Origin of the sequence: Glutamicibacter sp. ZJUTW (assembly GCF_008370855.1) — a bacterium.
Classification (GTDB): Bacteria; Actinomycetota; Actinomycetes; order Actinomycetales; family Micrococcaceae; genus Glutamicibacter; species Glutamicibacter nicotianae.
Map to the genome: position 1 here is coordinate 1,048,108 of NZ_CP043624.1, position 12,618 is coordinate 1,060,725.

The 12,618-nt window shown below is 58.9% G+C and carries 12 protein-coding genes; 10 read left to right on the top strand and 2 right to left on the bottom strand.

Annotated features, from left to right (window positions below):
- The first annotated feature begins 101 nt into the window (after window positions 1-101).
- The 8 genes from F0M17_RS04945 (at window position 102) to F0M17_RS04980 (ending at window position 8,793) form a co-directional block, all read left to right on the top strand.
- Window positions 102-656: an NAD(P)H-dependent oxidoreductase gene (locus F0M17_RS04945; RefSeq protein WP_073706740.1), complete on the top strand. Its 555-nt coding sequence runs from the start codon at window positions 102-104 to the stop codon at window positions 654-656.
- Between the two features lie 139 nt (window positions 657-795).
- Entirely contained in the window at window positions 796-1,962 is a 1,167-nt protein-coding gene (gene ispG, locus F0M17_RS04950) for a flavodoxin-dependent (E)-4-hydroxy-3-methylbut-2-enyl-diphosphate synthase (RefSeq protein WP_038989684.1), read from the top strand.
- 37 nt (window positions 1,963-1,999) lie between these two features.
- Window positions 2,000-2,812, top strand: coding sequence for a DUF4081 domain-containing GNAT family N-acetyltransferase (locus tag F0M17_RS04955; protein ID WP_083586685.1), 813 nt, complete (start codon window positions 2,000-2,002; stop codon window positions 2,810-2,812).
- A 262-nt stretch (window positions 2,813-3,074) separates the two neighbouring features.
- Window positions 3,075-3,779 carry a hypothetical protein gene (locus tag F0M17_RS04960; protein WP_168201953.1) on the top strand — a complete coding sequence of 235 codons (705 nt, stop codon included), beginning with the start codon at window positions 3,075-3,077 and terminating at the stop codon, window positions 3,777-3,779.
- Window positions 3,780-3,831: 52 nt separating this feature from the next.
- Complete coding sequence (locus F0M17_RS04965) at window positions 3,832-4,578, top strand: hypothetical protein (protein WP_149596570.1); 747 nt, start codon at window positions 3,832-3,834, stop codon at window positions 4,576-4,578.
- A gap of 362 nt (window positions 4,579-4,940) precedes the next feature.
- The gene (locus tag F0M17_RS04970; protein ID WP_038989677.1) at window positions 4,941-5,681 is read left to right on the top strand and encodes a hypothetical protein; all 741 of its coding nucleotides are present in this window, start codon (window positions 4,941-4,943) and stop codon (window positions 5,679-5,681) included.
- A 473-nt stretch (window positions 5,682-6,154) separates the two neighbouring features.
- Window positions 6,155-7,942, top strand: a complete 1,788-nt coding sequence (locus tag F0M17_RS04975) for a proline--tRNA ligase (RefSeq protein WP_073706744.1) — start codon at window positions 6,155-6,157, stop codon at window positions 7,940-7,942.
- Window positions 7,943-8,001: 59 nt separating this feature from the next.
- On the top strand, window positions 8,002-8,793 hold the full coding sequence (locus tag F0M17_RS04980) for a TSUP family transporter (RefSeq protein ID WP_149597706.1): 792 nt from the start codon (window positions 8,002-8,004) through the stop codon (window positions 8,791-8,793).
- A gap of 5 nt (window positions 8,794-8,798) precedes the next feature.
- On the opposite strand, the gene F0M17_RS04985 is transcribed toward F0M17_RS04980, so the two are convergent.
- Complete coding sequence (locus F0M17_RS04985) at window positions 8,799-9,140, bottom strand: hypothetical protein (RefSeq protein ID WP_210416695.1); 342 nt, start codon at window positions 9,138-9,140, stop codon at window positions 8,799-8,801.
- 552 nt (window positions 9,141-9,692) lie between these two features.
- A complete protein-coding gene (locus F0M17_RS04990) occupies window positions 9,693-10,766 on the bottom strand; it encodes a hypothetical protein (protein ID WP_149596572.1) in 1,074 nt (357 codons plus the stop codon).
- A 175-nt stretch (window positions 10,767-10,941) separates the two neighbouring features.
- Between F0M17_RS04990 and rimP the strand changes: the two genes are divergently transcribed.
- Both rimP and nusA read left to right on the top strand, forming a co-directional pair.
- Window positions 10,942-11,508 carry a ribosome maturation factor RimP gene (gene rimP / locus F0M17_RS04995; RefSeq protein WP_149596573.1) on the top strand — a complete coding sequence of 189 codons (567 nt, stop codon included), beginning with the start codon at window positions 10,942-10,944 and terminating at the stop codon, window positions 11,506-11,508.
- A gap of 2 nt (window positions 11,509-11,510) precedes the next feature.
- The gene (gene nusA, locus F0M17_RS05000) at window positions 11,511-12,494 is read left to right on the top strand and encodes a transcription termination factor NusA (RefSeq protein WP_038989667.1); all 984 of its coding nucleotides are present in this window, start codon (window positions 11,511-11,513) and stop codon (window positions 12,492-12,494) included.
- The last annotated feature ends 124 nt before the right edge of the window (window positions 12,495-12,618 follow it).

Here is a 12,618-nt window from a genome sequence, read left to right on the forward strand (position 1 = left end):
TCCCATGTCACTGGAATCGGCGGAATGCCCGGTTTGGCGATGCGGTTGAAAGTAGATGAAGCGTCAGCTTTCTATTTATTCTGCCCCAAGGAGAACACCTTATGACCACCAAAGTCCTCACCCTCGTCGGTTCCCTGCGCAACGGTTCGACCAACCAGCAGCTGGCGGAAGCCACTTCGCACAACGCCCCCGAAGGCATGGAAGTTTCAGTGTTCAGCGGCTTGGAGAATATCCCGTTCTACAACGAGGACCATGACGTGGAAGGTGGCGTTCCAGCCGCAGCCCAGGCCCTGCGCGACGCAGCCGGCGAAGCAGACGCGCTGATGCTGGTCACCCCCGAGTACAACGGCACCATGCCAGCTGTCTTGAAGAATGCCATCGACTGGCTGTCCCGTCCCTTCGGTGCCGGTGCACTAAAGGACATGCCAACCGTAGTCCTGGGCACCGCCTTCGGACAGTACGGCGGCGTCTGGGCACAGGACGAAGCACGCAAGGCACTGAACATCGCCGGCGCCAACGTACTTGAAAACGTCAAGCTGGCCATCCCGAACTCGGTAGTGCGCTTCGCAGAACTGCACCCGAAGGACGACGCTGAAGTTGTCGAGCAGGTTTCCGGCGTGCTGAAGAGCATCAAGGAAATCGCCGCAGCCAACTAGGCTTTCGCAGGCTCCAGCTGCAAAATGACGGGAGAAAGGCCACGGTTCCCGTGGCCTTTCTCGCATCAATACCCGCTCACCGCGATACGGTGACATACTTGGAGTAGAGAAATACCCACAATCTATTCGGAGGCGTCCATTGACTTCGGTCAGCCTAGGCATGCCGGCAGGCCCACCGCCGGTACTCGCACCACGTCGTAAGACTCGCCAGTTCCAGGTTGGATCCGTAGGTGTCGGCTCCGACTCGCCGATTTCGGTCCAGTCGATGACCACCACCAAGACCCACGACATCAACGCCACCCTGCAGCAGATCGCTGAGCTGACCGCTGCCGGCTGCGACATCGTGCGCGTTGCCTGCCCAACGGACAAGGACGCGGAAGCGCTGAAGATCATCGCGATGAAGTCGCAGATCCCGGTCATCGCCGACATCCACTTCCAGCCGAAGTACGTCTACGCCGCCATCGAGGCAGGCTGCGGCGCCGTACGCGTGAACCCGGGCAATATCCGACAGTTCGATGACCAGGTCAAGGAAATCGCACAGGCTGCCAAGGACCACGGCACGTCGATCCGCATTGGCGTCAACGCCGGCTCACTGGACCGCCGCCTGCTGCAGAAGTACGGCAAGGCCACCCCTGAAGCACTGGTCGAATCGGCTGTCTGGGAAGCCTCCCTGTTCGAGGAACACGGCTTCCACGACTTCAAGATCTCGGTCAAGCACAACGACCCGGTGATCATGGTCCGCGCCTACGAGATGCTGGCAGAGCGCGGCGACTGGCCGCTGCATCTGGGCGTGACCGAGGCCGGTCCTGCGTTCCAGGGCACCATCAAGTCCGCGACCGCTTTCGGTGCACTGCTTTCCCAGGGCATTGGTGACACCATTCGCGTATCGCTGTCGGCCCCACCGGTCGAGGAAGTCAAGGTCGGCAACCAGATCCTGGAATCGCTGAACCTGCGTCCGCGCAAGCTGGACATCGTTTCCTGCCCATCCTGCGGTCGTGCCCAGGTGGATGTCTACACTTTGGCTGAGCAGGTTACTGCTGGGCTGGAAGGCATGAAGGCTCCACTGCGCGTGGCAGTCATGGGCTGCGTCGTCAACGGACCGGGCGAAGCCCGCGATGCGGACCTCGGTGTAGCTTCGGGCAACGGCAAGGGACAGATCTTCGTCAAGGGCGAGGTCATCAAGACCGTCCAGGAAGACCAGATTGTCGAGACTTTGATCGAAGAAGCCAACCGTTTGGCGGCAGAAATGGGACTGGACAATGACGAGAATCCTTCCTCGGGTTCTCCCGTGGTCTCCGTCAGCTAGAACTAGCCGACGAAGCGTCGAGGGAGCGCCGCGCATCTTGGGCCGTCGTGACACGGCCGCCCTCATCGAGTTGCTCGATCGCGACCCCGTCGCCAACATCTTCACCCGTTCGCAGGTGAACATCCACAAGTCAGCGGTTCCAGATGGCTTTGCCCATATCGTTGGCTTGGACGGCAGCGAAGGCCTTGAATCGGCATGCTGGGTGGGCGCCAATATGGCGCCCACCGCCATGCCGGAGGCCGATGCCCAGAAATTCGCCATGCATGCCATCGAGACCCGCCAGCGATTCGCCTCGGTCTTCGGCCCGGCGGAAACCGTGCTGGCCATGCATGAGGTCTTGCGGGACGGTCCGCAAGAAATTTTCGAGCTCCGGGCGAATCAGCCATTAATGGCGATCTCGCACAACCCGTCGGGCGTTCGACGCAATCGGCTCCGTCCGGCCCAGGTCCAGGAATTCGATCGAGTGCTGCCGGCCAGCGCAGCAATGTTCGAAGAGGAACTTGGCTATTCGCCGTTGGAAAACGGGGGAAGCTTCTACCGCAATCGTGTACGCCAGCTAATTCGTGACGGGCATACCCTCATGGACTGCGACCAGCGGGGCAACGTGATTTTCAAGGCTGACCTGGGCACGGTCACCGATGAAGTTGTGCAAATCCAAGGTGTTTGGGTGAATCCGATGTACCGCGGACAGGGGTTGGCTGCCGGCTACATGGCCTCCGCTGTGGACTACGCAATGCAGTTCGCGCCAGTCGTGAGCCTCTACGTCAACGATTTCAACACCGCTGCGATTAAGACATATCAGCGCATCGGATTTGAACAGGTCGGAACCTTCGCGACGATCCTGTTCTGATCTCCGAAGCCGGCGCCATGGAAAAGCGTTAATTTTCGAAGCCGACGATGCTGATTCGTTCGCAGATTCCTGTATGGCTTCAGCACAGCGAGCCTCGATGCCGTGGGGAATTGCAGCGCAACCCGATCGCGCGACGGGCGCCGCAATGAAAATGTCGACCCCGGCATTGTCCTCGTGATGTTTCGTCTTGCGCCCAACGCGGAAGCAACAATGCCCAGCGAATGATCCGCGGTCTTCTAGACTCGAAGGTGTAACGGCGACGGTGATGGGAAAATTGGTGGTTCGAGGCTTTGGCGCTAGAGCGCACTTGGGCGCTGCTATGTGCGCAGCAGTACTCCTGATGAGCGGGTGCAGCTCACCAGAATCCGAAGTCGGCGCATCACCGGTAGCCCAGGTTCGCCTCGATGGCGCACAGCTGGAGAACCTGCTCGAGGAATTCGCCCAAGGAGAAAAGAATTCCGAGGTCATCAGCGACAAGCAACTTCGTGAGAACATTCCGCAAGCCCAGGAATGGATCGAGAACGTCAAAGTGAATCCCAGCAAATGCGGGGTCACTTTTGCTGAGCCAGTAGCCGATCAATTGAGGAACGCCACGATGGGCGCCGTTGAATTCGAGGACAGCTACCTCACGGTCGCAATCTACAAGGATTCTGAATTCTTGCAGGCCCAATGGGATGCCAAAACGGCGGCCAACGCTGATTGCGCGCGGTACACCGTAAAGCGGGGCAACGAGACTCGTGCCTATCATCTTGCCAAGCAGCCCATAGATTCTTCAGCAGGATTATCCGATGGGTATGTGATCACCAGCAGTGATGGGTCGTCGACCCAGCAGCAGCTGATCATTCGCACTGCCAGCTCGAATGTCCTTCTCGGCCTACAGCGCTCCACATCAGCGGGGAACACCGCGAATGAAGTTGAAGAAGCGTCAGAGATCCTTCAAAAGCTCATGGGCCAGCTGACCCAGTAGTTTATTTTTACGACGTCGTCGGCTCTTCGGCGGCAACAACGGAAAGCAGTAAATGACTAAGCGTTTAACCCTTTGGGCCCTGCCATTGGCGATGAGCATGATGCTGGCCGGCTGTTCTTCAAATTCAGCTAGTGAACCTGCGCAATCGGCTGCTTCAACGACCTCCGTAGACAGCCAGAAAGAGGCTGCCTCGGATGGCGCGCTCACTGCCGAGCAGGTGAAATCCGTCGCTTCCAAGCTTATGGAAGGCGACAACGCAGTCCAGGTGGTCGGCAACGAGCAAATGCAGCAGCAACTGGAAATTGCCAAGAATGCGAAGGCTCCCAGCGGCATCAAGCCGGAGAAATGCGCCGAGTTGAATGCCAAGTATTCAGTCACCGACTTGACAGCATCCGTATCCGCAACGGCAACCAGCTCCTCGGAATCCGTCGGCAAGGTCGTGCAGGTCTTCTCCTTGACAGACGATGCCACCCGCAACAACGTTTCACAGGCGCTGACCCTGGATGATCTAGAGGGATGCGAAAACGTCACCGTTGAGACCGGTGGCGAAAAAATCGAAACTGAACGCCAGATCCTGCCCTTGGATGTCAAAGCTGACCAGTCGTTGACCATGTCGACTCAAATGGACGCAGGTGGAGGACAGCTATTGACCTCGGTCGTGGTGCAGGCGCTGCGGGACGGCGATTTCGTCCTGGTTACCTTGCAGACAGGTTCGCAGCAAGCAGCTGAGCTGGCCGTGCAAGCCGTGGAATTGACGGATCGTGCGTTCGCCGAAATCGACGCGGTTCGAAAGCAATAGTCGTATGTGCTCGGTGCCCCGACTCGCCAATATCAGGCGGTGCTGCGCGTAGGAGCGGGATGCCCGTGGCGGTAGCGACGCGGATAGTTTGCCGAGAAGCAATGCATCTTCCGAGTCACATTGAAGCCCCTGGCAGTTGAAGTGCGATTCGACTGCCAGGGGCTTGTCCATGTGTGGCACCTGCGGATTTCTCTTTGACTGATGCTTTCCTGGCAGTGGGTGGCGCTTGACCAGCTCTTGACGATTCAAGTGAACAGCTTGCCCAAGTCCATTCGCTGCAACACTCTCTTGTTGTCTTTTTATTTCCAACATATTGTGAAATGCTGGGGGTGGCTTATCATCACCATAGTGAGGAAATCACCATGAAAAAGCGTTCACTCTGGGTGCTGCCCGTAGCAGTTGCCCTGGCACTGACCGGTTGCAGCTCGAATTCGGGAACCGAAGGAGCTGCAGGCTCTTCGGAGGCCCCTCAGGAACAGGAAAGCACGGCAGTCCCGGCGCTGACCGCCGAGCAAGCCGCTGCGGTCGCCAAAACTCTCGGTGGAGACGAACCGAATGTGCAGGTTCTGGATAGCGCTGCGCTGAGCGCCTCGGTTGAAAGCGCAAAGGGACTGATCGATCAGATGGAGATCGAACCAGCGCAGTGCGCGGAATACGTTGCGCAGCAGGGAACCCAGGACCTGGACGGCGTCAACATGGCTGCAGCGATTGTCGTCGGCGAGGCCGGTGAGAGCAGCAGCTATTCGGTCGCTGGCTACGAGGATGCTGCCAAGCTGGAAGCAATCAACAAGATGGCAGATGCCAAGGACTTGCAGGGTTGCGAGGACTTCTCGATGAAGGTAGCAGGCCAGGAAGTTTCGGCCTCTGCCAAGATCCTGGATGCTGAGTCTGACGCAGACAAGACTATCGCTACCCACACCGCCATGACCATGAACGGTGCTGAAGTGCCGGGCGGTTCGTACCAGATTCAGGGCGTAGTTGGCGACAACGTCGTTGCCGTCTCCCACACCCAAACCACCGAACAAAGTGAAGACGAGGCTGTGAAGACTCTCGTTGATGAACTGAACAAGGCGGTTGCAGAGGTCAAGGCGGCGGCCAAGTAAGCTCGCTTCCGGTGGCGAATGCCCCTCTGGTTCCTGGACCAGAGGGGCTTCGCGCATTTGCATGGAAAATACTTCCAAAGTGAGGCAGCAGCTGCCGATGGATGGAGTGGTCTCAGACGAAGGTTCGGTTAAGAACCTGCTGATGAACCGTGTCCATGGCCAGTGGAGCGGCGCAATGTGCGGACACGCTCCGAGCAAGAATCAGTGAGAAACGCGCACCGAGGCGGTGTCTCGTTTAAAGTCACCTCCTCAATAAGCAAGAACCTTGCAACGCCCAGCAGTGGCCCAGAAGCGGGAGCAAGCTACTGAAAACGCAACACGGTTCCGCTCGACCCCTTGAATTTATTGGGAAGTCGCCGAAAGCTGTAGCATTGATTAAGGCCAATTTTCTGGCCAAAACCCATTTGATTTTGCATAGCTAGTCGGCATCCGGAAATATCTCTGAAGTCGACGGACGGAAAAGGACACCCCGAGTGGTTTTGAAGCTTTCCACTACCTTCTTGCGCACCTTGCGTGAAGATCCGGTTGACGCCGAAGTCGCCAGCCACAAGTTGTTGGTACGCGCCGGTTACATCCGTCGTGCGGCCCCGGGAATCTACACCTGGTTGCCGTTGGGTTTGAAGGTCCTTGCGCGTGTTGAAGCTATCGTTCGCGAGGAAATGAACGCTATCGGCGGCCAGGAAGTCCACTTCCCAGCGCTGTTGCCACGCGAGCCTTACGAGCAGACCGGCCGCTGGACCGAATACGGCGAAGGCCTGTTCCGCCTCAAGGACCGCAAAGATGCGGATTACCTCCTGGCTCCGACCCATGAGGAAATGTTCACCCTGCTGGTGAAGGACCTGTACAACTCGTACAAGGATCTGCCGGTCTACCTGTACCAGATCCAGAACAAGTACCGCGACGAAGCACGTCCGCGCGCGGGCCTGCTGCGCGGCCGCGAATTCATCATGAAGGATTCCTACTCCTTCAACATCGATGACGAGGGCCTGGACGAGGCCTACATGGCGCACCGCGCCGCCTACCTGAAGATTTTCGAGCGCCTGGGACTGGAAGTTGTCCCGGTCTTCGCGCAGGCAGGCGCCATGGGTGGCTCCAAATCCGAGGAGTTCCTGCATCCAACGGCTATCGGCGAGGACACCTTCGTGCGTTCGGCAGGCGGCTATGCTGCGAACGTCGAGGCTGTGACCACCGTGGTGCCAGAATCCATCGATTACACCAACGCACCTGCGTTCGAGGTCGTCGATACCCCGGACACCCCGACCATCGAAACCCTGGTGGCCGCGGCCAACGAGCTGCGACCACGCGAGGCCGGTGCCTGGGAAGCCAAGGATACCCTGAAGAACGTTGTCCTGGCCGTGACCGACCCTGAAGGCAACCGCCAGCTGGTAATCATCGGTGTTCCAGGCGACCGCCAGGTGGACCTGAAGCGCGTCGAAGCTACCGTAGGTGCCCCGCTGGGCATCATCGGCGAGGTCCAGGTTGAAGCCGCTAACGGCGAAGACCTGGCCAAGCACCCAGAATTGGTTGCTGGCTACATCGGCCCGGGCAACGGCCTGGACAAGGCTGTTCTGGGTACCGAGGGAACCAGCGGCATCACCTACCTGGTTGATCCCCGTGTTGTATCCGGCACCTCGTGGATCACCGGCGCAAACGAAAAGGGCAAGCACGTCTTCGGCCTGGTGGCCGAGCGCGACTTCGGCTTTGACGGCACCATCGAGTCGGTCAACGTGCTCGAAGGAGATCCGGCACCGGATGGCTCCGGCCCGCTGCGCACCGAACGCGGCATCGAAATGGGACACATCTTCCAGCTCGGCCGCAAGTACGCCGAAGCACTGGATCTGCGGGTCCTGGATCAGAACGGCAAGCTGACCGTCGTCACCATGGGTTCTTACGGCATTGGCGTCACCCGTGCTGTAGCCGCGCTCGCCGAGGCGTACCACGACGAAAACGGCCTGGCATGGCCAAAGCAGGTTGCCCCAGCCGACATCCACATGGTTGTCACCGGCAAGGGCCCAGAGCTGCTGGAAGCCGCCGAGAAGCTGGCCGCCGAATTCGAAGCGGCCGGCCTGGAGGTCATCCTGGACGACCGTCCAAAGGTTTCCGCTGGCGTGAAGTTCTCCGATGCGGAACTGATCGGCATCCCAACCATTGTCGTGGTGGGCCGTGGCCTCGCAGAGGGCGTAGTCGAGGTCAAGGACCGTACCTCAGGCGAACGCCGCGACGTCAAGGTCGAGGACGTCGTTGGGGAGCTGTCTGCCTAAGAGCGCGGCAGCCGAAAACTGAATAGGGGAGTAGCGCGGTGCAAGAGATCTTGGAATTGCTGTCCGTCAACGGTGAACCCGTCTCCTTCTGGCCCCTGGCCTTGCTGCTTCTGGCAGCCTTGGGCGCTGGATGGATCGACGCGGTGGTTGGCGGCGGCGGCCTGATCCAATTGCCCGCGCTGCTTCTTTTCCCCGGCATCACTCCGGTGCAGGCGTTGGCCACGAATAAGCTCGGCTCGATCTTCGGGACTGCAACCAGCGCGGTGACCTACTACCGGCGCACCAGCCCGGATTTGAAAACTGCGATTCCGATGGCATTGACCGCGATGCTCGGGGCGTTCGGCGGAGCCGCGCTGGCAACAATACTTCCAGCCGAAGCGATTCAGCCCATCATCATCGCAGCACTCATTGCGGTGCTGCTCTTCACGATCCTCAAGCCCAAAGCGGGGGAGCTGTCGCGCCTGCGCTACACCGGGCATGGGCACTATGTGCGCGCCATCCTGATCGGGCTGCTGATCGGCGGCTACGACGGGATGATCGGGCCAGGCACTGGATCGTTCTTGATCATCGCCATGGTGACGGTGCTGGGCTACAACTTCCTGCAGTCCTCCGCCAAGGCGAAGATCGTGAACCTGTGCACCAATCTGGGTGCGTTGCTGCTCTTCGTCCCGACGGGGCACGTCTTGGTGGCCTTGGGCCTGGCCATGGGCTTGATGAATATGCTCGGCGGCTACCTCGGCGCGCGCATGGCCATCTCAAAGGGCAGCGCCTTCATACGCATCGTCTTCGTGATCGTCGTTTCGGCACTGATCATCAAGCTCGGTTCGGACCTGATCCTGGCCGGAAACTGAAAGGTCTAGCGGCTTCCGGCAGCTGATGTGCTAATTGGCGGGTAACCGGCATGATGCTGGACCTGTTGCGGTTCGATGGCATGAACCATGGAACTGGACGGCATTTGCGCGATCCTGAAGGTCAGGAAGCTAGAGCCTAATGCGGCTTTGTAGAGTTGGGCAATTGTCGTGCGGGGTTCCAGCGGATCCACGGTCTTCAACGCGGTGCAGCCGATTGATACGTACAAGAACCACAAATCGTTGTTCTCGGGGTCGAGGGTAGCGACCAGCACCGGAGGCTGATGCGCGGCTACGAGCGACATGACGTCGTTGACAGATTCTCCGGATTGCGCGATGACAATGGGCATGCCCTGAATCCAACCATGTGCGCTGAGCTGCGCACGGCCTTGCCGTGAACTGATCACTTCGCTGACCAGTTCAGCTATCGTCGAACGCATGTATCGACCTGACATTTCAATACCTCCAATTGACGACCTAGCTGCAAGTGGTTAGTTCCCCAATAAGTGGAAGAAAGCGGAAATTTTCACTCCGTTTTAGCGGAGCTGAATGCCGAATCTTAAGCACTTGTAATTCACCATAGACCCTTTGGCAGTGAATATCGAGAGCAGTTGAATAGGATTGAAATTCACATAGTTGCAGCTTCATTCCATGGTGGAGGGAATAGGGGAGGCTGGTAGCTGAAAATACTGTCGATTACGAAAAACCGGTATTGCGCATACCAGTTTCAACGAGACGCAAGGTTAAAAACCACTGATCGTTGAAGTATTGCACGCTTCAACGCGGCAGAAACGCCTGTTCCAACCCTGGCCATAATTCGCCGTGGAGAATCAAGGTTGTAATTATTTCGTGATAAATCAACGACGTGGGAAATATGCCAGAAAAATCTGCTGGAACTCAAGCTATTTCTTGGACTCGGCAGTTTCCAAGAGACGGTAGTCGCTACTTGATCCGTGGAGTTCGCGGAGAGCTTGGAATGCTAGGGCGGAAATTTCCAATCCAGCGGCGCCATCGGTATTTCCCGCTGCTACGACCAGCGATTCAGCAAAATCTTCTTCGGCTGCTGCGGAGAGCTTGGCTAGTTCTTCCAGTCCGCCTTCGGGCAATGCATAGGCGGGCTCGCGCAGGTCTGCACACCGGTCGTCAACGACGTCGCGCAGGCCGCGAAGCTGATTTCCCAATTCGCTGCGCCGATCTTCAATGGCATCCTTGGCTGACTCGGCGCCACGAGCAGCCGTGAGCTGAAGAAGGAAATCCAGCGCGTAGCCGCGGTCCAGTGCACGGGCGACGGCCGTTGGCTCGATGTCCTGCGCTCCGGTGATTTCCATAGCCGGGTCCAGCAGATCTGCATGCGGCAGGCAGGCTACCAGCTGGTCATTCTGCTTTTCCTCGCCCGCGACTTTGCTCAGCGGCAGGGCCAAGTCGAGGTCGCGCTCGTCACCTGATGATGCAACTGCACGGCGGGCATCCAGATTGATCTGGAAGGCAATCTCGGCCAGTTTCGAATCCCTGGGAAGCGACGGCTCCTCGAATGCAGGCATCTGTGCCGAGGCATGGGCGACATTCGTGGCAAGGGCAACCAGTGCGTCGGGGGAGTAGCGTTGCGGCAACGCCGCAGGTTCTTGGTCATCGAAACGCAATTCGCCGAGCAGCGCTGAACCCTGCGACAAGGAAGTTGCCAGTGCGGACAGCTGCGATGCGTTTTCCTCGGGTGCCAGTTTGGCCAAAGCCTGGGCCTGGGATGCCAGATCCGCGAGCTTTGCTCCCTGTTCCCACATCGTGCGTTGATCGGCGCTGGCCTCGCTGACTTGTTCGGGCAGTCCGTGCTCGACCAGGGCACCATGAAAGAGCGTGCTGCCTATTCCCCACGTCACTCCCACGGCAACTGCGCCAGCCAAGGCCGGAGCAATCCAGCCCGGAGCACGGCGTGCTTGCCTGTCGGAGCGAGGGGAGGAATAAGGCGTTTTTTCAGTCATAGCGTTTCGATCATGCCATGATCAACACAGGCAATGAGGGCATTGGCGGTGCCGCGCGCCACGATGAATGGAAAATGGGCGTGAGTTCCTTCACCTGTGCCCGTTTGGATGTTCTCAATGAGCGGAACGCAATATAGGCTTAAAGGACAACATCGAATAGCGTGGGAGGATATCCATGACCGGAATGCCGGCCGATACCGAACAGGAAGCGCAGCGTCTGACTGCATTGCTCTCCAAAGACGTAGAATCCCACGGGCTTCTCTTAGAAGAAGTCACCTTGCGTCCCTCCGGCAAGCAAATGATCCTGCAGATCATCGTCGACAAAGCTGACGGGCATGAAACGCTGGATCTCGATGAACTTGGCGAAGTCACCACCACCATCTCCAATACCCTGGACAAGGACGCCGTCTATGCGAATGCGGCTCCATACGAACTCGAAGTCAGTTCCCCTGGACTCTCCCGACCGTTGACTGCCCAGCGCCACTGGATCCGCGCCATCAACCGCATGGTCAAGCTTTCACTGGCGGACGGCACGAAGCTCCGCGGACGCCTGCTAGAGGTCAACGAAAATGACGTGCTGGTTGCCGAGCACCGCGAGCCGGCCAAGAAGGGCATGAAGGTCAAGGTGCTCGAACCTGCGGCCCATGCATTTGAAAATATCCGCAAAGCAGTTGTCGATCCAGAACTGAACTTCGACGACGCGCTCTTGGACACTGTCGATACTGAAGATTTGGAGGGCTAAGCGTGGATATTGATATGAATGCGCTGCGCATCCTGGAAAAAGACCGCGACATCCCGATGGATGTCTTGATTCCAACCATCGAGTCGGCCCTGCTGCTGGCCTACAACAAGACCGAAGGCGCCATGCCTGGCGCTCGCGCGCATATTGAGCGCAGCAACGGCCATGTGGCGATCCTGGTGGAAGACCGCGATAACGCCGGCGTGCTGCTGGGCGAATTCGACGATACTCCTCACGGCTTCGGCCGCATTGCCGCTTCGACCGCACGCCAGGTGATCATGCAGCGCCTGCGGGAAGCAGAAGATGCGCAGGTCGTTGGCGAGTACGCGGCCCGTGTCGGCACCTTGATCTCCGGCGTCATCCAGCAGGGCTACTCCTCGCACATGGTGCAGGTCAAGCTCGGCGACTTGGAAGCGCTGCTGCCGCCGGTCGAGCAGTCGCCAGGCGAGAAGTACCAGCACGGCAACCGCCTGCGCGCCTACGTTGTCTCGGCCGAGCGCGGCAACAAGGGCCCGGCCATTACCCTGTCGCGCTCCCACCCGAACCTGGTTCGCCGGCTGTTCGAAATGGAAGTTCCGGAAATCGCTGACGGCACCGTCGCGGTCGAGGCGCTGGCCCGCGAAGCTGGCCACCGCACCAAGATCGCCGTGCGTGCAACCAAGGCCGGCGTCAACGCCAAGGGCGCCTGCATTGGCGAAATGGGAACCCGCGTGCGCGCTGTGATGAACGAGCTGAATGACGAAAAGATCGACATCGTCGATTACAACGAGGATCCAGCAAAATTCATCGCAGCGGCTCTGTCCCCGTCGAAAGTCATCTCGGTGGAGATCCTGGACGAAAGTGAACGCCGTGCCCGCGTGGTTGTCCCCGACTCCCAGCTCTCGCTGGCGATCGGCAAGGAAGGGCAGAATGCCCGCCTCGCAGCCAAGCTGACCGGTTGGCGCATCGACATCCTGGCCGCATCGGGCGGCAAGGAACCGCAGCTGTAAGCAGCTGCCGAAGAATTCCGGTTCAGCGTGCTGGACGCCTGGTTGCGTGTGAGCCGCATCTCATGCGCGCTATGGCGTCCAAACGCGCTAGACTAGTAGATGGCTCGTAATAACTTGGGAAGGT